This is a genomic window from Mariniphaga anaerophila, from assembly GCF_900129025.1.
Taxonomy (GTDB): domain Bacteria; phylum Bacteroidota; class Bacteroidia; order Bacteroidales; family Prolixibacteraceae; genus Mariniphaga; species Mariniphaga anaerophila.
On sequence record NZ_FQUM01000001.1, the window covers coordinates 115,815 to 142,228 of the forward strand.

A 26,414-nucleotide genomic window follows, 5' to 3' on the forward strand; every position below is an offset into this window, starting at 1 on the left:
TTGTAAAATGATTGTTTCACCACAAAAAATTTTACAATGAAAAAATTTTACTTGTTAGCGGGCCTTTGGGCTGCCCTGTTTTCTGTTAATGCCCAACAAGTTGCAACATTTGAAGAAATTAGCCTGGAGCCGGGTTCGTTCTACAATGGCTCCGACGGAGCCGGAGGTTTTACAAGCGGAGGAATCTGGTTTCCTAACGATTACTATTCCGAGTACTTTAGCTGGAGCGGCTTTGCGGTGTCTAACTCTACAGATGTAACAACCCCCGGGTATGGAAACCAATACAGTGCGATAGCAGACGGCGGGGCTGAGAACTCTGAAAATTATGCGGTGGGTTATTACACTGGTGCATTAAAAATTGAATTTGACGAACCAACTCAAATGGTGGGTTTTCATGTAACCAATTCAACCTACGCGTATCTGGCCATTCGCGATGGCGACAGTTTTACAAAAAAGTTTGGCGGAACTGATGGAACCGATCCTGATTACTTCAAGCTGCTGGTGTCGGGCAAAGATGAGTCGGGCAATCCAACGGACACAATCGACTTTTTTCTGGCTGATTTCAGGTTTGAAAATTCAGACGACGACTATCTTGTTGATGATTGGGTTTGGTTGGATTTAAGCAGTCTGGGGAGCGTTACCGAGTTAAACTTCGGAATGGAATCGACTGACGTTGGTGAATGGGGGATGAATAATCCAACCTATTTTTGTATAGACAATTTTACGTTCGAAAACCTCAATTCTTCTGTAGCTTTTAATCCTGAAAACGACGCACTGAAAATTTTTCCGAATCCGGTAGTAGATAACTTTTCTGTTGAGCTGCCTGCTAACGCAAAAAGCATTATTCTGACTGAAAGCACCGGAAGAATAGTTTACCAGGAACAGGTAGCAAACAAGAGCAAGGTGCAGGTTTCAGAACTTGGCCGATTGGTTTCCGGTCTTTATTTTCTGAAAGTTGAAACAGATACCGGTTGGAGGACAGAAAAAGTATTAAAAAAGTAGATAAGGCACTTTGCTAACTGCGCAGGTTTTTAATTAAAAAAACAGAAGAAAATCAGACGAAAAGTAAATATTTAACGTTAACTATTTTGAGTATGCCCGACTGACAAATTAAGTGTTTCAATGTAATAAAATAAAAGTGCAAATAGCTTGATATAAAAAGCGTTAATGCTGTTGTTTGAATATCTTTGTGGTTAGATACTGAACGCATCAGAACAGTCGGACATCATTTTTAGTTAAAATTTGAATGAAAACACCATAAAAAGACAGAAAGGTATTTTGTTCTATCCTGTAAAAACAGTTTATTTGTAAGCAAATTAAAAAAAGAGAATATGCTGGAGATATCAAAACATTCGATGGTAACCCTGACCTATGATTTACGCATCGACGACGAGCAGGGCGAAGTCATAGAACAGGCAACAGAAGAAACGCCATTGCAATTTCTATATGGAGCGGGTACTATGTTACCCAAATTTGAGTCGCACTTGGCCGGGTTGAAACAGGGAGAGCCTTTCACTATTAAGCTGTCAAAAAAAGATGCTTATGGTGAAATCAATCAGGATGCCATTGTTGAATTGCCCAAAAGTGTATTTTTAGTTGATGGCAAGTTTGATGATGAACTGATTGCCGTTGGCAACAATGTTCCGATGATGAGCAGCAACGGTCAGCGTTTGAACGGAATCGTACTTGATGTAAACGATGAAGAGGTTAAAATGGATTTCAACCACCCGCTGGCAGGAGAAGATCTTTTCTTTGCCGGAAAAGTGCTTGAAGTTCGTGAAGCTTCAGACGAAGAACTTGCACAGATTTTATCTGGTGGAGGTTGCGGTTGCGGAAGCGAAGGAGGCGGCTGTGGTGACGATAGTTGCGGCTCCGGACACGACCATAACCACGGATGTGGGTGCGGTTGTTAAAAGAGATTTTGATTATTTGTTCAGATTAATTAATTTAACCCCGTTTCCTTTCTGAAAACAAAAGGAGACGGGGTTTTTTATCGTTATGAATACATTTGGAAAAATATTTCGTTTAACTTCATTCGGCGAATCACACGGCCGGGGTATTGGAGGCATTATTGACGGTTGTCCGGCCGGGTTGCAGCTGGATATCGATCTTATTCAAAAAGATTTGTCGCGCCGTCGTCCGGGGCAATCGAAAATTACTACACAGCGCAAAGAACCCGATCAGGTTGAGTTTTTGTCGGGTGTTTTCGAAGGAAAAACACAGGGTACACCAATTGCCTTTGCTATTTGGAACAAAGATCAGCACTCTAACGATTACAACGAGTTAAAAGACGTTTTCCGGCCGTCGCATGCCGATTATACCTACATGCAGAAATACGGAACCCGTGATCATCGCGGTGGTGGACGCTCGTCGGCACGCGAAACAATTGCCCGGGTGGTTGCAGGTGCTATCGCCAAACAAATGCTCGTAAAAGCAGGAGTGTCAATACAAGCTTTTGTTTCGAGGGTAGGAGAGGTTGAACTGAATAAACCCTACACCGAGCTGGACCTTTCGAGAACTGAAGATAACATGGTCCGTTGTCCGGATGCAGAAACTGCAGAAAAAATGATTGCCCGGATTGAAGCCGCTTCCAAAGATCGCGATACAGTGGGAGGAGTGATTACCTGTGTGGCCAAAGGCGTTCCGGCAGGGTGGGGCGAACCGGTATTTAACAAACTGCATGCTGACCTGGGATTTGCCATGCTCGGAATTAATGCCGTAAAAGGTTTTGAATACGGTTCAGGTTTTGAAGGAACAAAACTTAGTGGTTCGCAACACAACGATGTATTCATAAACACAGACAAAGGAATCCGTACGAAAACGAACAACTCGGGAGGCATTCAGGGAGGTATATCCAACGGAGAAGATATTTATTTTAAAGTGGCTTTTAAACCCATTGCTACTTTGCTTAAAGAACAACACACAGTAGATAAAAATAGTAACGAAATAACGATTACTCCTAAAGGAAGACACGATCCTTGCGTTTTGCCGCGGGCAGTGCCTATTGTTGAGGCTATGGCTGCGCTGGTTTTTGCCGATCATTTTTTGTTAAGTAAATTAAATTCCATTTAATATGCCCAGAAGAAAAAGAAACAGAAGAATTCAGGTTCCTCCTGTAATAAAAGGAATGTCGGTTTATGGCGTTCGCGGCCGGAAATCAAACGAAGTTATTCTTCGCCTCGAAGAATATGAAGCTATTCGACTTCTCGATTACCAAAACCTTACCCAGGAACAGGCTGCGGTGCATATGGATGTATCCAGGCCCACACTTACCCGGATTTACGAAGAAGCCCGAAATAAAGTAGCTACTGCTTTTGTGGAAGGGCGTGATATTATTTTTAAGGGCGGCGATATTTATTTTGATGAAAACTGGTACAAATGTGATTCCTGCCAGGCCAGTTTTAACGATTACGAAAACAGCAACCCGAGTTGCCCCGTTTGCAATTCAACAGACGTAATTACACTCAACGAATTTTATTCCAGATAAAATCAGATAAAAACAATTCCCAATTACACAAAAAACCACCGGGCCAACACCCGGTGGAATCCATCTAAGTTGTGATAAAACCAGAGCCCATTAACTTAGTACTACAAGTTACAGAAAATGATTTAGTTGGCAATGATCATTTGTCTGATTCTTTTCCGATAATATCGAATTTTTCTTTTCGATTTATGGTCTTTAACATATTTTAGTTCTGAAGTAATTTCCATATTTTCGCGGTTTGAAATTTGAATAGCAAATTGGCTTTTGCTTTCTTAAAGATTTAGTTAAATGAAGTTACGCAGGCTTTTAAGAGTTTTACATCGTGATTTGGGGTATTTTATTGTGGGAATGACAATTGTTTATGCCCTTTCAGGTATTCTGATGAACCACCGGCACGATTTCAATCCTGATTACAAAATTTATAATGTCGATTTTCAGACTGAAATAAACCGCTCTGCAACAATTGATGCACAAACTGTAAAAGATGTTTTGGCAGACCTTGACTACAACGTTGTTTACAAAAAACATTTTATTAATAATAAAGGAGATATTAAAGTTTTCATTGAAAACGGAGAGGTTGTAATTGATCCTGAAACAGGGAAAGGAACAATGAGCTACCTTCGGAGAAGGCCGCTGTTTTTTGAAATGAACCTGCTGCACAAAGCTTCCATCGGAACAGTGTGGAAATGGGTAAGTGACGGAATGGCATCCATTCTTCTTTTTGTTGCTGTTTCTGGCCTGTTTCTGCTAAAAGGGAAACGTGGTTTTGGCCGTTGGGGATTGTGGTGGACTATTGCCGGCATAACCGTGCCGCTGCTTTTTGCAATATTGTATATTTGAATATCAAAATAAATAATTGAAAAATGAGAAAAATTGTTTTACTAGCATTTGTAGCTGCATTGATTTTCAGTTGCGGAAATCAGAAAAAGCAGGCTGAAAATACGGTTGAGAATACAGAAAAAGCTGCTACTGTTTATACTGTTGATGAGTTGTATGCCAACGCTGCTGAGCTAGCCGGCAAAGAAGTTACCGTAAAAGGGACGGTAATGCATGTTTGTAAGCAAGGCGGCGGAAGATGTTTCTTAATGGGAAGTACAGAAGACTCCAACATACGCATTGAAGCTGGCGAAAAGATTGGAGCATTTAGTCAGGAACAGATGGGAAGCGACCTTACCATCACCGGTATTTTTAAAGAGGTAAAAACCGAAGCGGATGCGCACAATCCGGCTCGCGAACACGGAGAAGACGGACACGAACATGATGCTGACACCGATGATGCTCACCGGGTAATTGCCGAGGCTCAGGAAGCAGCTCAGGTGGTTTATTTTATGGAAGGAGTAAAAATCGTTGCAGAAGAATAGGATAGAGACATCAGCATTTTAATTGTTGTGCATTACAAAAGAATAAAAGAAAAAACCGGGAGTTTAATTCCCGGTTTTTTTTTTATACAATCGCAAGATTTTCTGCAAAGAAATTATCTGACAATCAGTTTATGAGTAAAATTGTTACCCCCTTGAGATTTCAGGAAATACATTCCTGGATGTAGATCGCTTACATCAATAAAGTCGTTTCGGGATTCTATAAATTTCGATTTTACCATACTTCCAGCCAGATTAAATACAGCTATCTGGGTTGGTTTATTTACGTTAACAAACACTTTGTCTGTTGCAGGGTTCGGGTAAATAGAATTTACAGTTGCCTGATTAATTGTTTCAAAGCCGGTGTTTATTTCTTCCAGTTTAAATGCTGCAACGCCGTTGTTGGGAGACATGATGTACATCATAACATGATCGTCCTGAATGTCAACATGCACAGGACCGGCATAAGAAGAATTGACATTGGCGCCAAGACCTCTTTCGGGGAAGAGAGCAATAGAATCAGCTTCTTCTGCACCTGCTTCTGGAATAAGAAACAGTTCAAACGCAGCCTGAGGAGCATAGCCCAAATCAGCGTGACTGGTTGTTGGCGCTATAATAAAGTCTTTGCCTTTGAAAGAAAAGAATCTTACTCCTGAAATTCCGGAAGTTAAAGGTTTGAATTCTCCGGTAAAAGTCGAAATCAATTCTCCCTGCATATTGTACAGAGCCGGCATGGTTGAATGTCCGTCGGCCCAAAATAAATCGTTGCTAATAGGATGAATGCGCGGAGTAATCCCGAACTTGGAAACAGCACCTTCGGTTGTGGGAGCCGGATACACCTCGGAAACGACAATTACTTCAGGTTCAGGGTCTACAACTCCAGCCTGAACATTCCATTTCAGAACTTTTTGTTCTAAAGTTGCTGTAGCATCAGCAACAATAATGTAGCCGTCCTCTTCTTCAGAAATATCACCAAAATAGGCAAAACTATCTCCGAGTCTCATTGCTGGTTGTTCAACTTCGTCTACAACTTCTGTTGAATACCATTCGAGCAGTTGCGTTGCGTCGTATCCCTCGCCATTGTCGGTCAATTGATATACTTTAAATGGAGAAGAATGCCCGATTGCAAGGCTCGAAACCAAAATCTTTCCTGATGGAGTGATGACAATGTCGTTTGCAGGATAAGTTCCACCGGTGACGACTTCTGCATCAATCGGTTTAGAACTCAATACATTGCCTGTCTCAGCATCAAGCACAACAATTTCCAGTGGACTCACCTTTCTGGAAAGAATGTACAATTTGCCATCAAAATATGCCATTCCACGCTCTGTGGTGGCACCCATCCATGAGGGAACTTCACCTCCAATAGGAATTCCGGAACTCCAATCGGCCGTCCCGTTTACGGAAATATCCCAAACGGAAGTAACTTTCAGTTGCTGAGCAAATGCTACAGAACCGATTAACAAAAAGGAAAGTAACAAAGTAAAAATTCTCATAATCATAAAATTTAGTTTGACAATAAATATTTAAAAAACAGTAGTTATTTATGTTTTGGTACTATGCAATTTACAAAAAGTGAACTGCATTATCGAATCGTTTTTTATGACTTTTATCAAAAAATCAATGAACTTTTTTAATCACACTGCCATTTTATTCTCTTAACAACTTGCTTTCTTTTCTGTTGTTTTTTTGATTAACGGTAAGAACAAAAAGGCCGGTTTGAGGAAATTTCAAATAAATCTTTGCAAGCCCCCGACTAAAATCCAAGGTGCCACTTTGTACTGTTTTCCCCTGTAAATCATAAATAGTGTATGGAAAGGTGCCTTCTGCTTTCTCCAGTTCAATTTGAACCTGATTTGTTGCCGGGTTAGGAAAAATTCTAAAATCATCGCTCTGTTTGACAATTTCTATTGCTGACGTAGAAAAGTCGTCGGAAACAAGCAGGTTGTCAAAAATGATTATCCCTTTATCCGAAAAGGATGTTTGCCCCGATATCAGTTTAAATCCGGCGAAATTGTACTGCCCGTTTTCTTCAGAAAAGTTTAACTGACAGGTTCTGAATTGCCATCCTGCAAAATCAACCACCGTTAACGGAATTTCATATTCGGTTCCGTCTTTTTCAAACAGTAAAACTATTTCGTTATTTGAAAGATTACCCCAAATGTAGAGCCCTGCGTAACTACTGCTCGTAACACTAAACAGCGTTTCAGGCGGGCGTACTACAACATGCGCTTCCGGTTTGGCAAATTCATATAAAAGGCGGTACGAATAGCTTCCGAACAACTGGTTTGAACTATATCGCAAAATCCTGTTTCCTGCACCTTCAACTATATTAAAGCTATTTTGTAAATCTACTGCCCACGAGAGGGCCGATTGTTCAAAATCGAGAGCAACAGTTGCATCCGGCTCATCAACAGGCCCTACCGTAAATGTAATATCTTCGTCATTTTGCAATTGAAGCCCGTCACCATCGGTCAATCCTGCACTTAGTTTAAGCGTGTACGAACTTCCAGGCTCCAACCCTGAGGGAGAGAATGCATACGAGCCTACATCTCCGGGAAAGGCGTTTACTTCGATTCCGGCACGGTTTAAAATTTTGCCTTCAGAGTCTTCCACATGAATAAGCGTGGTCAGGTTTTCTTCTACAAGTCGTCCGTCAAAATGAATTCGCATTTGCGTATTTTCATATACATTTTCCATTCCGTTGCGCGGATATATATCCAACACCGACAGACGGTTTTTCAGGGCAGTAAGAAATGAAAACGCAACATCATTTTCCATGGAAAGGCCGCCAATGTGTTTCACACTTTTATCCAGTGTAACCGTGTAAAGAGTTGAAGTGGCAAGCGGAGCATTGGGGGTAAATACGGCTGAACGCTCCTGATTTTCGTAGGAAAATGTTCCTTCAACTTCAGGCGAAATGGAAAATGCATTTTCAAATGACTCATGATCCACTTCAAAATTGAAATGAAAAACAACCGAAGTTGCAGCAGAAACACGTTCACCGCTCTCTACTTTCGGTGAATAATCCAGCACCTGCATTGGATCCGACCGGTCTTGTTCCACATAACACAACTGGTATGTAACCGTGTCTGGCTTCACTACAATGTTGTCTATTACTTTAGTGGAATACTTTTCTGCTTCAATTTTAAGCTGGTAAATGCCCGGCTCAAGGTTGTCGAAAAGGAAAAAACCATTGTTCAGACTGTCTGTGGTGTATTCATTATTTCCGGGCTGCAAAGTAATTTTGGCCTTGTTTACAGGTAGCCACGCATCTGTAGATCCGGCTGTAGTGTAATACTCCGTTACTTTTCTGAAGTCATCTTTTACAAAACCTGCAATTTTACCGTTGGAATCTTTGCCTTCCCCAAAATAATCTAAAAATGCCCGATAAAAATGCCAGGCTTCCAGATGTTTGTACTCGCGGTTCATTAAACGGTAGGTTTCCGGGATGTAATCGTGAAACGAGCCTTCGGAAATCAATCCGGGGACTGTCAGCGGGCGCAAAACTCCATATCCATTCCAATTCTCGGGAGCAAATGATTTGTCGCCTCTCACTATTCTGTTACTGTTTGTCCAATGCGATGTTTGGTTTGAAATCAACCTTTCCCAAAACAAATTGGCAACGTCCATGCTTGCAGGGAGAATAGGATTGTTGTCCCACCCGTGAAAAAGCTGAAGTACATAATTTGTAACGCTGTTAAACGCATTGCTGTGAATTGAAATCATAAAGTCCACCTGATTGGCGTTGGCTTCTTCTGCAATGGCCGACAAGGGACGGTCGTCTTCGGTACGGTTTTGAACCCTAGACATAATTACTTCTGCTCCGGCATTTTCGAGTAACATCCGGAGGTGTAATCCTTTGGCGAGGTTGCTTTTCGATTCCCAAAATCCTGCGGTATCGCCAAGTGCAAACGGTTTAATCGGGACATTGCGGTCGTCGGAATTATAACCTCCGTGCCCCGGATTTACATATATTTTTACTCCCTCAAGGTTTTGTCCGTAACCATTCAGAAAAAATAAAAGTCCAAAAAACAGAGACGGAATTAAATACTTTTTCATGATTTACTGATTTAACTTGTAATGAATAAACCACACTTCACCATCAAGGGTATTAAAAGCAATCCGCTGCGTTTTTGTGGATACTGCAGGATACATAGCAATTAGTTCTTCGGGCGATAATACCTGACGATCTCCGCTGAGGGGGTGCACAGCAACTATATACGACTGCTGAATCTGATGCCCGTCGTCTTTTGTAACCATGCCCACAATAAGGTTATTTCCGGCCCAAACAGGAGATTCGATCTGCCCCAGGTCAACCAAAACCATTCCGGCAAGGTCACATATAAAAGCTCCTTTTCCCATGGCGTATGCCAAAATATGTTTCCGGTCGGGAGATACCGAAGGCCAAATATAGCTTTCGCTATCGTAGGGTTTTATTACAAGTCGGTTTTCTCCGCGGTAAAGAACGAGTTCCCGGTTTTCAATGCCGGCAAAAATTTCATCGCTCTTTTCGGGTGCAGAATCGTCAATCAGTGTACTTTTGAGCTCATCGTCAGATCGGAACAACACTTTGTTTCCGGCAATCATTGGAACGGATAATGTTCGCACGGCCGGTTCAACCTGACGGGTTGTAGCAGTTGCTTTTTCCCATGCATTCAGTTTTGTAAACCTTCTTTTTTCAATAAATTCCTGTTCCATAAACAGAACGGTTTTATTGTCTTTTGAAAAAAGAGGGGAGTAGCCTGCACCATCTGCATCAGAAATTTTTGTCAGGCTTTTTGTCGGCAGTTCAAGCAACTGCAATCCTTTGTAGTTCTCAGCAGTCAACAAAATACGTTCTCCCGAATAATCGAAACTAGGGTGATAATAACGCTCGTTTCCGGGGATCTCAAGCTTTTCAACCTTTACAACTTCAACCTGTTGTGCTGTTGCTATGGTCGAAAGAATTATGAGTGCGAAAAGCAGGTATTTCATTTTTTAAGTTTTATAGTTTTAGATAATTTTTAGTATAAAAAACTGGAACAGTTATTTTATCAGTTTCAGGGTTTCCCTTCCATATTCGGTTTCAAGTGTTAAAAAGTAAAGCCCTCTGGGCAGCTCTGCGCCTTGCATGTAAAGCGAATGTTCTCCCTTTAATTTAAAAGAATGTTGTCCCTGTTTTACTCTTCGTCCGGTGAGGTCAGTAATAAACAATTTTACCCTTGAGTTTTTAGGCAGCGTGTAACTAATACGAATTGGCCCGTCGGCGATAAGAGTTGGGGCAAACAGCGACAATTTTAAATCATCAATGGCACCGGATGATGTTGTTAAAAGTGAGAATGAAACCACCTCAGACCAGTCGGTGTAAGATGATGTTCCATAGTTTGCACGTGCTTTTGCGTACCAGGTGCCGTCTTTCAACCCACTCATCGTCAGCGTTTGCAAAGGAGCGTCAATCGACTGCTGGATGCGATCGTTCCACGGGAAAGTTGATGAGCCTGATAACTGAAAGGTAAAGCCTTTAGCCAGCTCATCAGCACTGACGGTCAGATCAACTTCCGGCCCTGCAACCGATTCTCCTTTTGAGGGAGAAATTATTGTCGGGATTGATGGAGGAGTGGTAACTGTTGAAAATCTGACTACATCTGACCAAACTGTGGTCGATTGGTCACTAGCAGCCTGCATGCGCAGGTAGTACGACGAATACGAGAATATCACTCCCAACGGGAGCTCAAAAGCAGTCCCTTCCATTAAATCCTGATCGAAAATAATTCCCGTAAACGAATTGTTCGTTGAAATTTGCATCCTGAATGTATATCCTTCTTCAAACGGTTCCCATTGAATAACCGGAGTAAGTTCAACGTTTGCGGTTTCGTTGAGCGGATAAACCAACCTTGGTCTCGGAAGTTCCAGAAGTTTGAAACTGCGTTTTTCAGAAACAGTGTCTTTGACGCCCGCCATTCTTGTGTAAACTCTCCAGTAATAAACAGAGTCTTCTTCCATTGGAATGTTGGAGGAAGAAAATTCTGATTCAGCCAGATTATGGCGGGCAACAACAGATTTAAACAGCGAATCTGCGGCTACTTCAAGCAAATAGCTTTCTGCATTATTTACGTCTTCCCAATCAAACATAAACCCGTGATAGATGTTTTCTTCATCTTCCGGAGAAAGAAGTGTAACAGGATGATTCTCCTGTGGAGCTTTGCCCATTATTACCGGAGGAAATTCATTGCCGTTCCGATCGAATACGGCAACAGCAAATACATGGTCGTCAACTAAACTTTGAAGGTCAGTCAAATCAAAACTGGTGGAATATGCTATTCCCCTGATGTATTTTCCGTCGTTAAAATTTCCGGTGTTTTCGATCTGCAGTTCAGGAATAGCGTAAACCACGAATCGCACATTTTCTTCGTCAGAGTTCCATAAAAGCCGGTCGTTTTCAATCCTGATATTTTGGGGCAACGACCGGTCTTCTTTGCTGTTCCATGGTTTTACCGGAGGCAACGCGCGATTTTCATATTCATGAGTGCGTAAATAGTTCATAAAACCCTGCCTGTAAATCATGGTTGAGCGGAAAAATACACTGCCTGGAGCGTTATTTTTATCGGAATTCCGATTCCACTGAATCTGCAAGCCAAACTCCGACGGATCGTACCCCGCTGTAGCTGTTTTCGAACTCATTTTTGAAAAGTATTCGATCATGGAAAGCCCTTGCAAATCTGTTCTGAGAAAGTTGCTATAAGCCGATTTTAATGCAAGTGGGGGAGGATAATCCGATTCATCGAGATTTGACAGGGAGTGGCTCACATAAAGATGCCTGCCAAAATGGTTTACAACATCCGACCACCAGGGGGCAAGTTTCTTGTAATCCTGGCCAGTGCTCGTTGTCGGCCAATAAAGTTGCGGCGAAATATAGTCTACAGTACCTTCGTTTAGCCAGGCCACCGGATCACAGTAAATGGTTTTATACGCATCCATACCGGTCACTCCCGACGGCAGTGATAATCCGTAAGAAGCTGCTACCTGAGAATCCACCGTCCAGATTCCGAAAGGCGAAACGCCAAAGGTTACCCACGGTTTATTCTTTTGAATGGTTTCGTAAACATCAGCAACCATTTTGTTTACATTTTGCCTGCGCCAGTCGTGTAAATCCATGTTGGCCGGCTTCCAGTTATTTTGCGAATATTGATCCATTGAACTTGGAGTACCTCCATATGCGTAAAAGTAGTCGTCGAACACAATCCCATCTATATCATAATTAACAACTATCTCCTCCACAATGTCAGAAATTCGTTGGCGAACTGCGGGGTTTCCGGGGTCAAGGATCGAACCACCGCCAGAATAGGACAACACCCACTCCGGATTGGTTTGATTATAATCACCCGGTTGGCCGGCGTACTTTCCTGCAACCGATTCAAACCGGTAAGGGTTCAGCCATGCGTGTAGCTCCAGCCCGCGTTTGTGGCATTCATCAACGGCATATTGCAATGGATCGTAGCCGGGGTCAGCACCACGATTACTCACGAGGTATGCAGACCACGGTTCAAAGCTGGAAGGATACATGGCATCGCATTCGGGGCGAACCTGAAAAAAGACTGCATTCGTGCCGGCTACCTGCATGGAATCAAGAATACGACTGAGTTGCTCTTTTTGCCTATCGATATAGATCTGACCTCCTCCGGAAGGTATTTTTATACCGGGCCAGTCGAGCCCCCAAACTGTTGTTAGCCACGAAGACCGAAGCTCTCGTTTGGGAATTTGAGCTCCGGAATAGAACGAAGCGCTAATTAAAAAAAATGTAATGAGGAATAAGGTAAAATTTCGAATCATAAGCTATATTTTCAATTTTATTTTTCTGAATTCATCCACCTTTACTAACAGCTAAGGCGAAACGATTAATTTGCCGGTGAACGTTGAATCGTCTCCTTTTAAAACCATGAAATAAGAACCAGGAGCCAATCCGTCAACCGCAATAAAATCAGTTTTTTCGCTTTTATTTATATAAATGGCTTCATTTCTAACTTCCTCTCCTGAAGTTTTATACACATATAAATGAAACAAACCCTGCTCAATTTGGTTTGCCCGAATGAAAAATCCGTCTTTTGTTGGGTTGGGAAACACGGTTAATTCCTCTGCTTTTTGCCGAATAGGGATTGAACTTTGCTGGTCTTTTTCCGGGTACACTGCAGATAAACCTTTTAACCAAAACGTTCCGTTGTAGCTAGTTCCGGACACATATTCCGGGTCGCGTTCCACATTTAAGCGAATACTAACGAGAGGAACCGGGTACTCTTCCTGTTTAATTTTTGCGGTGTTGATGGCCACCTGTCTTTTCAGAAGTTTATCGTCAGAAAATGTCGAAGTCTGGCATACTCCATACTGATGATCCAGTACGTAATAGTATGACGACAAGTGTCCGCTTCCTGCTGCTTCCATCTGAATGGAGTCGGGCATGCCGTATACATCAATTTCTTTGGCGAGTGTAATGCTGGCGGTACGATTGGAATACTTAAATTCATAATCCACCTTCAACATTTCCTCTCCATAAACCGGATGCACTTCTCTTGTAAGCGTAACATTATCGATTTGTTTTAGCGAAGTAGTCCACGAATCAGGGGCAGAAAAATCATCGAGCAATAAATGCCCCCTGCCAATTTCAACGCTTATCTGGCATGTGTCTGTCTGGTTCTCGATGCCGGTGGAAACAATTATATCAACCATCCCGTCTTTTTTTCCAGAGAAAACGCCGTCTTTACTAATTGTCCCGATTGTTGCATCAGATGATGTGAAATTTATAATGTCATTATCCATCTGGTAGGGCTCTCCGGTGATTCCTTTTCCAAAAACTTTAAATGTGTAATCGTGCCGATGATCAATAACAAGGGATTCAACAGAGAATGAGACCTCTTCTACCGGAATAACCTTGACTGATATTGTATCAGAAAGTCCATTCCATGTTCCGATAATGGAACCGGACTCGCCGGTGCCTGATGCGGTAAAAAGTCCGTTCGTATCTATCTTTCCCGGGTTGCCGGTTAATTTGTACTGAATATTTTCTGCATTCAGATAATCAACTACTGCCCCTTTGTTGTCAAATGTACTTGCTTTCACCTGAAATTTTTTTCCGAAAGGAATGGTAATGTGGTCAGCGTTAAGTTGCATTGTTGTTGCCTGGTCTGGAATCGCAGTAGAAATAACCATCAGTGCGTTTGCGACTGCACGTTCTGCTCCATCGGAAGGAGTATTTTTTACCTCGTTGCGAACGACCATGGCAGAAGAGCCCCCGCCATCCAGATTCAGCGCAAATGCTGCCCCTGACTGCCTCATAATGTCAGCAAGTTGTTTGGTGCTTACTCCTTTCGAATAGATCGAACGACCATCGACCACCACCATAATTACCTTTGATTTATCTGCCGAAAAGCCAACTGCTGTTCGCGGATGCAATTCTTTCCAGTTATTTTCCTGTACAACTCCATCTTTCAGAATAATTCTGTCGCCACCAATGAGTTCTGTTATTTGGGGCGTTAGCTGATACTGACTTTTCAGGATCATTCTCATGTCGAGCTCAACAATGTCGTTTACGTTCAGATTGTTCAGGTATGCAGCAGCGTCGCCATGTCCGGAAAGAATAACTTTATCGTCGGGAATGGGAGTAGAGCCCCGGTTTGTATTAATTTTCTCAATTTTTAGCTGAACCTTTCCGTTTAGCCTCCAGGAGCCGCCTACCACTGTTGCAACAGCTTCGGTTCCCCACTGGTTCGTTCGTGTGGTTTGTCCAAAATAGCTGTTAAACAAAATCATGTTGTTGGTGTTCCTCGTGTTGTTAACGTTTGTAATAGGATACGATTCTACCCCGTTATAAACCGTTCCGGAAAAAGACATCACATCAATAAACGGATTTTTACCGTTATCAAAAGCAATTACCGGATTTGTACCTGTTTTTTTTGCCATCTGCCCCTGGAGAACCTGCCCGTTAATCGGGTCGCCTTTATTGGGAGATACGGTATTGTAAAAGTCGCCATTTATTGCAGCAAATGCCACGTGCCCCTGTTTCGATTTGCGCGAAGCCATTGCCGAGGGGCGCTCTAAACCCTTAATCGTATCGTAGCTTAAGCACGTTTCAAATTGAATGTATGGGTTTGTTACATCAACTTCCAGCACATTTACCGTTAGAGGCATATCGGGTAATCGAAAGTAGGTATGCATTGTTCCCAGACCAACATCGTGGCGGTAAATAATAGTGTCTGTTTTATATTTGACTCCCTGTATGGCAATGCTGTCCTGCGAACTGGCTGTTAAATATCCAAACAGTAAGAGTAGAGTCAGGAGATTGAATTTCTTCATTGGTTTTTGTGTTTTTTGTAATAGATGGAATATGTTTTTTTGATGCAATTTGATGGATTCCATCTTAATATTCATTCGTAATATTGAAAAGGGTTTTAGTAGCAAGATTGTGGAAAAGACTTTCTTTTTTAGGGGAAAGCCTTTTCCACAACTCAACAAATTATGAAGCTATTTGGCCATTTTGTCAATGGCAATACCGTAGGCTTCCACACCTTCAATAAAATATTCCACAACCGGAGTATCTTCACCAAGTTTAGCGCGTTTGATTCCGGAGCGGTGTAACGGATTAGCCTGATAATATTCTTCAGGATCGGTGCCTTCGGGAGGCTGCGGACCACGGTAAGCCCAATAAACATACTCTCCGTCTATTGCCATTCCTGTAATAAACAGCGGTTCACTGGTGCCGCCTTCTCCATCAAACGGACTATTATCAACTACTTTAATTCCCGACCCGTCGAGGTTGCTACTTATTACCATTTTGTAACGACTGTCGGCAAAATAGAGCCTTTGGTTTGCATCGTCAATAACAAACGACCGTATTCCGAAACTTTGATGAATGGCTCCGCCTGCTGGAACAGGGTCTCCGTCCTCTTTTGGACGACCGAGAATATCTCCGTCGGTAAACCTGAAAATACCGGATCCTGTGGTGTTTTTAGCCCACCACCACTGACCATTGTATTTGGTGAAACTACCGTTTACATTCCCCCAACTGATCCCTTGTCCGTAATAACCTAGCCAGTTGTTTCTCACAAAATAGTCGAATTCACTTAAGGAGAATTTCTTATTTCGGGTAGAGGTTGAAGTTCTGAAAAGACCCTCTCTGCGATCTGCCCAATAAATCATCTGGGTATTTTCGTCGATGTAACCGTAATAAAAATCGAGGAACGTATCTCCTCCAAAATTCTCAAGAATCGTTTCCTTGCGCTGGCCATCGTGAGATATTACGAAAATTTCACCGTCGCCGGCAGTAAGGTAGTCCGGGGCATTAACATAACCAAAGTGCGTGCCCGCGTCAAACACATAAAGCCAGTCGCCACTATATTGAAGCGTAAGCGGGTGTTTTCCTGAACGGTAACCAGAGTTGAACGGATTGTTCAATTCAGGATCTATTTCGTCGATAATTTTTTTCGACATAATATTGCCTTCTTTTACAGCGTAGTAAAGCGTTTTGGCAGGTTGGTTATAATTTACCCTGACATTCACATTTACCGGGGTCAGTTGTTTTCCGCCAATGGTAACGGTGAGGGAAACAATCTGGCTGCCAATACTCCCGAATACAACCGAAGGTGATTCTGAAGAACTGTTACCTTCTGCATCAACTCCTTCACCAATCGTACCAACCGGAAAATTCCAACTGTATTCGACCGGTTTGTTTTCAGGATTTTCGAGCAGCACCTCGAATGAAATTTGCGTCTGGTTGTAGACGATAATCTCGTCGGAGGCGGTATAATTTACTACCGGAACAATGTCGCTAATCATTAGCTTCTTTTCTACTTTGTGAGTTCCGTCAACCGTAAGCGTAACATTGTATGTTCCGGGTTCCTCATATTTATGAACCGGACTTTGTTCGCTGGAAGTAGTACCATCTCCGAAGTTCCACTCCCACGAAGAGCCAGAAACGGAAAGGTCGAGGAAGTGAATTTCTTCGCCTACCACATAATGCAGAGACGTGGATGAATAGGTGAAATCGAACTCCGACGAAGGGAAGAGCTCGGGTACAATTTCATTTTCGCAAGCCCAAAAAGCGAAACTGGCGATAATTACCGAAAAAAGAACAAATATTTTAAATCGTTTCATAATCCAATTTTTTTAGTGAAAGTGTTACGATACGGTAATTGCTTTGGTTTCAGAGAAATTCTCTACGTTATTTCCGTTAACTATCCGCAACCGCGCATTTAACTGATATCCCTGGGTGAATTCAACCGCATAAAATTGCTTGTTGGTATTGTAAATAAATACACCAAAAGAAACTTCATTCATATGAGCCCTCAAACTGGTTTCCGCTTCGGGTTTTATTACGCGTATAGTTTCCTCACCCTCTGTAATCGTATCAAAATAGCCTTCAAAAATTTCTTCTTCTACTATTTGTTGATCATCAACCAGTAAGCTTTTGAAATCTTTATAGGAAAACTGTTCAAACAGATTGTCAAGAAACTGGGTTTTTACATATTCGGGAATAAGCTGATTAAACTGTTCCGGATTGAAGGCAATTGGATTTTTATATTCCAACGACGAAAGAGTATAGCTTACCGGAAAACTGTTTTCGATTACATAAGCCTTCTTTTCAGCATCGTAACTGGCGTCAGAATGATCCAACGATTTGATTTCGATGAATTCACGAACGAGAGCAGATGAATCGATGGTCAAAGTATATCCGGTTGGAGGATAACTTAAGGTGTATTTCAAATTTTTATTTACATCGTACCAAATGCTCAAATCGTTAAATTTATTGTCAACCGACCAGTACTCTGCATAAAAGGAGACATCCTTTCCGGCCATAACATTGGTTACCGGCACATCCCAATAGATATTTGCAGCAACATAGCCGGGCGACGAAATGTCGTCAATCGGGTCGTTTATTGTACACGCAGTAATTAGCAGAAATGCTGAAAATATATATGCCAGAGGTTTGGTAATCCTACTGCAAAATATTGTTGTTCTTAATTTTTTCGTATTCATGTTTTTCCCTTTTTGATTAGTTTTGAGGTGCCCAAATCATTGGTTTCTTCAACCATTCCGGATTTCTGAATGCATCCAGACGAATAAGTTCTTCGCGGTTGTATTTCTCTTCTGTTTCCGGATCGTAGTTAATTCGCTGAATCCACTGATTTTCATTTGACCAGTATGCTTCGTACAAATTATGTGGCCGCCTCAACCCCGGATAAACAATAGTGTTGTCGTATTTTCTGTCGTTTACATCGTTGCTGTATCCGTATCGGCGTAAATCGTTCCATTGTTCAACCTGAAGGTACATTGCTTTGTATTTTTCGACCATAATGTGACTGAGGTCAATGTTGGAAGAACCGGGAACCAGTTCCGGGTCATTTAAATACGTGTCAATTTCCTGTTGGGGAACGAGTATTCTTTTCATGTGTGATTCGATGCCCTGGCGAAGGTGTTCTGAAGCCCTGTTTTTGTCCTGTGCCCAATAGGCCGCTTCTGCCGCAATAAAATGCAGCTCCTCACGGGTAATGAATGTAATGGTTGATGTGTCGGTTGTTAAAACAGATTCATATAAATCCGGATACCATTCAATTTTATGTGTGGGAGGCATTCCGGAATTGTTTTCAAGATATCTGTATGTGATTTCATCGCTATCATCGGCGCGTGCTTCCATAAGCAGGGGCAGGCGCGGGTCAGTAAACTCACCCGTTGCCGGATCAAAACCCATCATATTTTCAATGAAATATTTTGAAGGAATAGCTGACAGTAAGTCGTTGGAACGGCTTTCCCAAGAGTTAACGGGTTTGTTGTTCCTTCCCCACATACAGTTTTTTTCCACGCTGGACCCGCCATCAAATTTATAGCGCGGATCAACCCAGTTTGAAAGAGCCTGTTCGGCAGCAGTTAATATAGCACCAGCACTCCCCGTGTTCAGGTTCGGCAGGTCGCGTAATAAAATGCGAGCTTTTACAGCCAGTAAAACCTGTTTCCATTTTCCCATGTCGCCGGCAAATACCCGGTCAACATTTTGTCCCATCGGCCTGTTTGTCGCTTGGGTAACTTCCGGGCCGTCGAACAACTGAATAAGTGCCTCGGTCTCGGTTTCCAGCCATTCGTAAATGCTTTCCTGCGTGTCGTATTTTGGAGATGCTGACATGTACGCCTCAGTAAGCGGCATATCGCCAAAAGCATCGGTGGTTTGCTGCACCGAAAGCAACCTGAGCAACCGAACCAAAGCTACGTAGTTCATAGAGTTTTCTTCTTCAGCAAAACGTAATAGTTCTTTCGCATTTGAGCCTACATCGTAAAAATGCCGACGCCACTGCGGGTGACGATTCATACCCAAAAACTCCCAACCGCTACGGTATGCATGCGAGCCGGTTTGGCTTTTTCCTGCGGTTGTCAGACACTGTGAAAGGTATGCCCCGTATTCACTGTGGTCGTAATTTTCCAATGCTGTGTAAAATAGAACCACAGGCATTATTTGATCTACAGGAACCTGATCTGTTCCGTCGGGATCGCGATTATCTCCCAGGAAATCGTCACATCCGGAAAAAGCGGTCAGGAATGCAAGTAAAATCAGTATATATTTTGTTTTTCTCATGATTTATTTCTTTAAAAAGTTGCACTTACATTAAAAGTATAGCTTCGGGTATTTGGAATTCCCAAATAGTCTATTCCGAATGTTCCGGTACCACCGGAAGTACCTGTGTAATTCACAACAGGATCTGACCCGGAATAATTGGTGAATAGCAGTAGGTTTCTCCCTGTTACTGAGAAGTTTAATCCTTTTATTCCGATTTTTTCTGCCAAATTTCCTGCATTGTACGACAAGGTTGCGTAACCCAGGCGAACCAATGAGCCATCTTCAATAAAATTGGAGCCTACCGGAGCATAATAGTTCAGGTAGAAGTTTTGATCGAAAACCACCGGAACGGTATTTTCTGCGTAGGTTCCGTCAGCAAGTTCAACCACCCCATTTATTAGAATTTGCCTGTTGCGGTAGTCTTCAAGTACTTTTGCCTGTCCGCTCGACATCAGGCTGCGCAGCGTTCCGTTAACCACGTCGCCGCCTTTTCTGAAATTCATCATGAGTGAAAGCGACCATGATTTATAGTGCCACCGGTTTAACCATCCGATGGTAAAATCGGGTTCACGGTTACCAATTAGAAGTGAACTGGACGCATTGATTTTTGGTCGTCCCATCTCATCCACAATAATGCGTCCGTCGTCGGTACGCAGATAATCTTTTCCGGACAGTGCCATGGTAGAGCCGTGCAAATACGCAGTAGGCCTAATATCGCTTACCTGGCCTGCATAATGATAAACTTCCACCAACTGATCGGGAAGGCTTTCGACCGTGCCGCGGCTGCGCCCAAAATTGGTAATCATATTCCAGTGAAAATCCCTGGTGTCAATTAAAGTCTGATCCCATGAAATTTCAATTCCTTCATTTTTGATGTCTCCTTCGTTTCGGGTTTGAAGAATGTTTCCGGAAGCCGGAGATACACGAACATCAACAATCTGGTTGGCAACTGCTGTTGCGTACCAGGCCATATCGAGTCTGGTTTTCCCTCCGAAAAGACGGGCATCAATACCAATTTCCCAGGATGTTGACATTTCAGGTTCGAGGTGCGGGTTGCTGCTTCGTGTAGGGTCGACTCCGTATCCGCCATCGGGATGTGGCATGGCTTTGTACCAATTGTCCAGACGGTAAAGCGGAGCATCTTTCCCAACACGTGCCCAGTTTGCCCTGAGTTTTCCGAAACTGATAATGTTTTCGGGCAAAGAAATCAATTCGGTAAAAATTACACCTGTACTAAATGAAGGATAAAAATATGAACGATGTTCTACCGGAAGGGTAGAGGAGTGGTCGTTTCTGCCGGTTGCACTAAACTGAGCAATTCCTTTGTAGTCGAACTTTACTTCTCCATAATAACCGTACATGTTTTTTTCAGACCTGTTCATCGTAATATTTTCCCTTCGAATATCATTCAGGTTGTTTATACTGTAGAATTCAGGAACAATAAACTGTCTTCCTCCCATTCCGGCAGAACGCCCGTAAGAGCTTTTAATATCTACGCCTGCCAGTACCTCCATGCCTAAGTCAGCAGAAAAGTCTTTGCGGAAAGTAGCAAGTATTCCTCCGTTTACCACTGAACTTTTTCCATCGGAATAGAAAAATGAACCCAGGTAATCCAAATCTTCCGAAGTAGGTTCTTGCCCGGGTTCAAGACTCCAACGGGGAGTTACAATACTTTTACTTTCAGATTCTGTATGGTCGTAGCTTATCCGTCCGGTTAAATCAAAATTTTCGATAACGTTCCAAGTAACTGAAGCTTGTAATAACGAGCGGTTCGAATCGTATCGAGACGAATCTTCATATCTCGACCATAACGGACTGAGTGGCGAATTGTATCTATTGTTTGTATCAATATACAACCAGCGAATTGTTCCGTCAGGATTCTTATAATTGGTGATGTCGTCGTCAATCGGCCAACGGTATGCAGTGCTGATACCTGCACCACCTCTTGAGTTGCGGGAGACAATGTTGGCCATAAAATCAACCGCAACTTTCTCTGAAACATTATATTTCGATTTAAACAAAACTCCGTAACGTTCAAGGTAGTCGGATGGAACAATCCCGTCGTGACGAACATAATTTCCTGAAGTGTATGAAGTGAATTTTTCGGAACCACCCGAAACAGAAACATCATATTTTTGGTACAAACCTGTTTTTAAAAAATTACCCGGGTTATCGTACATTACGGTTCCTTCGGGAGCAAGAGGCCCCCATCCGCCCATGGACTGCTCGCGGTAAACACCGTACGAACCGCGCAGGTACATTTGCTGAATTTCGGGAACTCGGAAGGCCTGGTCGACTTGCACTGAGCCACTGGCTTCAACTCGAATTTCACCTACTTTTCCCGATTTTGTGGTGATAATAATGGCTCCGTTTGAAGCTTCCTGTCCGTAAAGAGCAGCCGCTGCCGCACCTTTTAAAACAGTAATGTTTTCAATGTCATTCGGATTTATTTCTGCGGCTTTCGATGCTCCACCGGAAATATGCATACCGTTTAATATGAAAATCGGTTCGTTTTGCTGAGCAGGATTTATGGAAGAGATTCCACGGATAAGAATCTGCGATGATGCTGTAGGAGAACCACCTGTGCCGGAAACTTCGACACCTGCTATTTTCCCTTGAAGTGCATCGACGAAATTGGTTTCTCTGCCTTCGTTTAAGTCCTCGGAATCGACCGATTGCACCGCAAAATTCAGCTTGCGCTTTTCAGCCCTGATTCCCATGGCCGTTACTACAACTTCGTCTAACCCAACAACATCTTCTTCCAGTACCACATTTAACGAAGTTTGCGCATTGACCGGTATTTCGAGGGTTTTAAACCCGACAAAAGAGAAAACCAACGTAGCTGTTGGCGCAGCTTCAATAGAATAAGCACCGTCGATATTTGTGACTGTGCCATTGGTAGTACCCTTTTCAAAAACATTTACACCGGGAAGCGACTCGCCGGTGTTGTCTCTGACTTCGCCACGCACCTGAATTCTGGAATTCTGCCGACTCTGATTTGAAAATACAGCCGACGGAAGCATTAGCAGGTATCCCAGCAAAATAACAATAAATAACCTGGGAATATTGAATAGATAAATATTCCCTTTAACTCGTAGTTTTTGTTTCATGTAGATATGTTTTTGGACTGTTTCACTTGGTTCAACAATTTGTCTTAAAACTTTTTAAACATTACAGTATACCTTAATGTTTGCAACGTTAGTTAAATAGATTATTATAAAGAATGAGTTTAAACAGACTTTCCAATGCATACGTTAAAGAACTTTGCGTGAACATTTTTCCCCTTGCCAATAAATATATTTGCGTCAGAAATAGATGCTCTCTTTATAACAACTTAAAATATTTCATAGTTCAATATTTGTTTTTACCGGAAAAACATCGGCCAACACTGAATTGTCGGCTACGATCAGCTATACAACTAACTGCAATTTTTTGTGTTTTTTTGTTTTAATAATGACGGTTCTCAATGAAGTTGAGTTCTACCACTTTCCCAGTCATGCAATAACTTCCCAAATCTTTCCTCTCCCAAAATTGAATACATACAGGTTTGTTGTCAACTGACTCGATGTTAAGTCATCTATATATAGAGGTTCAAGTTTTGTTGAGTCTGACAATTGAGTAATCCAACCACATCCGTCAATACCTGTTAGATTTTTTAAAATAGGGGGCAGAATCCAAAATTGTTTTTTCATAGGCTTAAATCTTTAGCTATTCCAGCAACAGATGGGATTTGCATAAAATCTAAACGCATAATTTGTTGCGAATTCCATTGTATACTCATTTCAAAACTCTTGGTTTTGATGAGAGTAAGACACAAATTACCCAATAATGGTTGCGTGCAATATATTTTTCCGGTCGTTGATTTTAGATTTTGACACAAACTCGGGAAAAAACACTAGGCTTATCCTCACTAAAGAACGGCCTTCCCCGATTGATTATTCGTTTTTTAAATCAACAGGAATGGAAATGTAAAAAGTGGTGCCTTTTTCGGGGGAAGTCTGAAACCAAACTTTTCCTTTTAAGTATTTTTCGCCGAAGAGTTTCATGCTGTATGTGCCAATTCCTCTGCCGGTGCCTTTGGTTGAAAAAGATCTTTTAAACAGCTGGAGTTGTACTTTTCGTTCAATCCAGGTACTGTTATGTACCGAAAAAAGTATGGAATCCTTTTTCCCGTGTGCTGACAATGTAACTGTGGTATTTGCCGGAGAGGCTTCCAGTGCATTTTTTACCATGTTCCCCAAAATTCTTCTCAGAATTGCCAGGTCGGTATAAACAACCAGGTCATCCATCTTTTTGTCAATGTACAACACCTTATCTTTAATAATTTCGTGTTTGGAAAAAAGGTCGACCACATCATTAAGTAGTGTCATGGTATTTGTTACCGAAAATACCGGCTCAAGGTCGCCTCGCTCTGCTGCAATTAACTGGCGTTGATTTTGGATTTCATCCACCATATTATTGGCTGCACGGCTTATCGTTCGTGCAATTTCTTTCATGTCCGACGAATCATCCAATTCCTGGAGGATTGAAGACAGACCTGAAATTCCCCCGGCACTGTTCATTACATCATGAAAAAACACACGCTCAAGTGTTTGGCGTCGTTTCTCATTGCTAATGTCATGAATGGCAAATATGGTATATTCTGTTCCTTTTTCGATGTACGGAGTAGCGGTAACCCGAAAATCCATGGCATCGTTGGAACAATTGGTTATCCGGCATTCTTTCTCGGATTGAACTCCCAGTTGTGATTCCAAAATTGCGCCAACAGCTCCGCATGTTCTGCAAAATTCGGAAGTGCCGCACCCACCTTCACAGGAACGGGCGTGGATACAGTTAACGGCCTCTCCCGGCCGTTTTCCGATTACCGGTTTGCTGTCTGAAAGATTTAAAAAATGCAGAAATAACTTATTGGCATAAACAATTTGTCGGTGTTGATTAAGAATGACAAGCATGGTGGAAACGGAATCGGCAATTCTATTTAATATGATATTGTCCGCAAATATCCGGGCATCTTTCTCAATCTGAGAAGGCTCGGCTCGTTCAACCGGGGCAAAATGTGTTTTCGGCTTTCCTGGCATGCTTTCGGCAATTAATGTATTTGTTGATATGTAGTATGTTCTTCTGCGTCACAAAAATAGGCGATTTATTTGAAAAAAAAAAGAAACCCCACTCAGTGAAGTTTCTTTTAACTTTTTCAAAACCTGATATTGTAAGGTATTTACTATGAAATTTTTACATGGTTTTTATTTCAGCAACGAGCTTTTGAATAGAGCTTTTTGCATCACCGAATAACATCCTTGTTTTTTCATTGAAAAACAGCTTGTTTTCGATACCTGCATATCCTTTGCCCATACCACGTTTCATAATAATGATGTTTTTTGCAAGATGGGCATCGATAATTGGCATTCCGTAAATCGGGCTTCCCGGGTCGTCGTATGCGGCCGGGTTTACAACATCGTTTGCTCCAACCACAATGGCAACATCCACATTTGGCATATCCGGGTTGATGTCGTCCATTTCAACGAGTTTTTCATAAGGAACGTCAGCTTCGGCAAGCAAAACGTTCATGTGCCCCGGCATCCTACCTGCAACCGGGTGAATCGCATATTTTACATCAACACCTTTGCTTTCGAGCAATTGATCTAATTCCTGAGCAATATGTTGTGCCTGTGCCACAGCCAGCCCGTATCCAGGAATGATTACAATGCGTTGCGAGTAGCTCATCAAAACAGCAGCATCGCTCAGCGTAATTTCCTTTATTGTACCCTGTTCGCCACCGGCGGCAGAAGCACCTCCTCCAAAAGAACCAATAATAACATTAATAAGCGACCGGTTCATTGCCTTACACATTAATACGGTAAGAATTGTTCCTGCTGCTCCAACCAAAATACCACCCAGTATCATCGCCTGGTTATTGTAGATGAACCCTGCCATTGCTGCTGCAATACCGGTAAACGAGTTCAACAGAGAAATAACAACCGGCATATCGGCACCGCCAATTGGCAGAACAAACATAACCCCGTAAATTAATGATAATACAAGCAACGAATAAATGGCCCAAATCATTTCTGATGGCGGGTTAGGGGAGACCACAATGTAAATTCCCAGCCCAAGGGTAAGAACCATTAAAAACAGGTTCAGATAGGTCATAAATGGTTTCATCAAATCGCCTACTTTTCCGTCGAGTTTTCCGTAGGCAATCATACTTCCGCTGAATGCTACTGCACCAATTATTAATCCCAGCACGGTTACTAAAATAGAACCAACATCGCCTGCAACGGCATTTGGATATTCGAGCAGGGCAACCAATGCAGAAGCAGCGCCACCGGTAGCATTGTAAAATGAAACCAGTTGAGGCATGGCTGTCATTTTTACTCTGCGTGCGATAATCCAACCAATGACTGCACCTACGCCAATAGCTGCCATAATAATCCATATGTTGGCTAGTGAAATTCCTTCGCCTTCAGGATTTTTATGAAGTAATAATGTAGTAAGCATGGCAAGCGCCATTCCGCCAAATGCCCAAAGGTTCCCGTTGCGGGCTGTTTTGGGATGCGAAAGCAGCTTTAATCCAAAAACAAATAAAAGGGCGGCTACCAAATAGCTCAACTCGAGCAAGGTATCGCCTATGGTAAATTCAGTTCCGTTCACTATTCCTAATACTTTATCCATGATTTCCTACTTTTTTTTCTTTTTAAACATTTCGAGCATCCTGTCGGTTACTGCAAAACCGCCTACCACGTTAAGCGTACCGAAAATGAGTGCAAGGATTCCCAGCACCAAATCAAGCGAAAACCTGGAAAGATCGGCATGACCAACCAAAATGATACCTCCGATAATAATTACACCGCTGATGGCATTGGCTCCTGACATAAGTGGAGTATGCAAAACAGCAGGTACGTTGGAAATCACTTCAATACCCAGAAATATGGATAAAGCGATAATAAAAATGGCTTCTTTGTATTCAAAAAAGTATTGTAAAATATGTTCCATATCT

The 26,414-nt window shown here is 42.3% G+C and carries 18 protein-coding genes; 6 read left to right on the forward strand and 12 right to left on the reverse strand.

Going from position 1 to position 26,414, the window contains the following annotated elements; translation table 11 throughout:
* The first annotated feature begins 36 nt into the window (after positions 1 to 36).
* From BUB08_RS00385 to BUB08_RS00410, 6 genes are all read left to right on the forward strand, one after another.
* Positions 37 to 1,002: a DUF4465 domain-containing protein gene (locus BUB08_RS00385; RefSeq protein ID WP_072997921.1), complete on the forward strand. Its 966-nt coding sequence runs from the start codon at positions 37 to 39 to the stop codon at positions 1,000 to 1,002.
* Positions 1,003 to 1,331: 329 nt separating this feature from the next.
* Complete coding sequence (locus tag BUB08_RS00390; RefSeq protein WP_245820150.1) at positions 1,332 to 1,913, forward strand: FKBP-type peptidyl-prolyl cis-trans isomerase; 582 nt, start codon at positions 1,332 to 1,334, stop codon at positions 1,911 to 1,913.
* Positions 1,914 to 1,998: 85 nt separating this feature from the next.
* The gene (gene aroC / locus BUB08_RS00395; RefSeq protein WP_072997923.1) at positions 1,999 to 3,072 is read left to right on the forward strand and encodes a chorismate synthase; all 1,074 of its coding nucleotides are present in this window, start codon (positions 1,999 to 2,001) and stop codon (positions 3,070 to 3,072) included.
* 1 nt (position 3,073) lies between these two features.
* Positions 3,074 to 3,487 (forward strand): DUF134 domain-containing protein, encoded by a 414-nt coding sequence (locus BUB08_RS00400; protein WP_072997925.1) that lies wholly within the window; start codon positions 3,074 to 3,076, stop codon positions 3,485 to 3,487.
* Between the two features lie 285 nt (positions 3,488 to 3,772).
* On the forward strand, positions 3,773 to 4,324 hold the full coding sequence (locus BUB08_RS00405) for a PepSY-associated TM helix domain-containing protein (protein WP_072997927.1): 552 nt from the start codon (positions 3,773 to 3,775) through the stop codon (positions 4,322 to 4,324).
* Positions 4,325 to 4,347: 23 nt separating this feature from the next.
* Positions 4,348 to 4,845, forward strand: a complete 498-nt coding sequence (locus tag BUB08_RS00410) for a hypothetical protein (RefSeq protein ID WP_072997929.1) — start codon at positions 4,348 to 4,350, stop codon at positions 4,843 to 4,845.
* 113 nt (positions 4,846 to 4,958) lie between these two features.
* Here BUB08_RS00410 and BUB08_RS00415 read toward each other — a convergent pair whose 3' ends face one another.
* From BUB08_RS00415 to BUB08_RS00475, 12 genes are all read right to left on the reverse strand, one after another.
* Positions 4,959 to 6,338 carry a T9SS type A sorting domain-containing protein gene (locus BUB08_RS00415; protein ID WP_175549895.1) on the reverse strand — a complete coding sequence of 460 codons (1,380 nt, stop codon included), beginning with the start codon at positions 6,336 to 6,338 and terminating at the stop codon, positions 4,959 to 4,961.
* 154 nt (positions 6,339 to 6,492) lie between these two features.
* Positions 6,493 to 8,904: an Ig-like domain-containing protein gene (locus BUB08_RS00420; protein WP_072997932.1), complete on the reverse strand. Its 2,412-nt coding sequence runs from the start codon at positions 8,902 to 8,904 to the stop codon at positions 6,493 to 6,495.
* Between the two features lie 3 nt (positions 8,905 to 8,907).
* Complete coding sequence (locus tag BUB08_RS00425) at positions 8,908 to 9,819, reverse strand: TolB-like translocation protein (RefSeq protein ID WP_072997934.1); 912 nt, start codon at positions 9,817 to 9,819, stop codon at positions 8,908 to 8,910.
* Between the two features lie 51 nt (positions 9,820 to 9,870).
* A complete protein-coding gene (locus BUB08_RS00430; protein WP_072997936.1) occupies positions 9,871 to 12,654 on the reverse strand; it encodes a family 10 glycosylhydrolase in 2,784 nt (927 codons plus the stop codon).
* 51 nt (positions 12,655 to 12,705) lie between these two features.
* Positions 12,706 to 15,168, reverse strand: a complete 2,463-nt coding sequence (locus BUB08_RS00435; protein WP_175549897.1) for a phosphodiester glycosidase family protein — start codon at positions 15,166 to 15,168, stop codon at positions 12,706 to 12,708.
* Positions 15,169 to 15,336: 168 nt separating this feature from the next.
* Positions 15,337 to 16,965, reverse strand: coding sequence for a PKD domain-containing protein (locus tag BUB08_RS20715; RefSeq protein ID WP_072997940.1), 1,629 nt, complete (start codon positions 16,963 to 16,965; stop codon positions 15,337 to 15,339).
* A gap of 24 nt (positions 16,966 to 16,989) precedes the next feature.
* Positions 16,990 to 17,847 carry a hypothetical protein gene (locus tag BUB08_RS00445; RefSeq protein WP_072997942.1) on the reverse strand — a complete coding sequence of 286 codons (858 nt, stop codon included), beginning with the start codon at positions 17,845 to 17,847 and terminating at the stop codon, positions 16,990 to 16,992.
* Positions 17,848 to 17,863: 16 nt separating this feature from the next.
* Positions 17,864 to 19,435, reverse strand: a complete 1,572-nt coding sequence (locus BUB08_RS00450) for a SusD/RagB family nutrient-binding outer membrane lipoprotein (protein ID WP_072997943.1) — start codon at positions 19,433 to 19,435, stop codon at positions 17,864 to 17,866.
* Positions 19,436 to 19,446: 11 nt separating this feature from the next.
* Positions 19,447 to 22,527 carry a SusC/RagA family TonB-linked outer membrane protein gene (locus BUB08_RS00455; RefSeq protein ID WP_072997945.1) on the reverse strand — a complete coding sequence of 1,027 codons (3,081 nt, stop codon included), beginning with the start codon at positions 22,525 to 22,527 and terminating at the stop codon, positions 19,447 to 19,449.
* An 825-nt stretch (positions 22,528 to 23,352) separates the two neighbouring features.
* Entirely contained in the window at positions 23,353 to 24,495 is a 1,143-nt protein-coding gene (locus BUB08_RS00465; RefSeq protein ID WP_072997949.1) for a sensor histidine kinase, read from the reverse strand.
* A gap of 154 nt (positions 24,496 to 24,649) precedes the next feature.
* Complete coding sequence (locus BUB08_RS00470; protein ID WP_072997951.1) at positions 24,650 to 26,089, reverse strand: NAD(P)(+) transhydrogenase (Re/Si-specific) subunit beta; 1,440 nt, start codon at positions 26,087 to 26,089, stop codon at positions 24,650 to 24,652.
* 6 nt (positions 26,090 to 26,095) lie between these two features.
* On the reverse strand, positions 26,096 to 26,410 hold the full coding sequence (locus BUB08_RS00475; protein WP_072997953.1) for an NAD(P) transhydrogenase subunit alpha part 2: 315 nt from the start codon (positions 26,408 to 26,410) through the stop codon (positions 26,096 to 26,098).
* Positions 26,411 to 26,414: the final 4 nt, after the last annotated feature.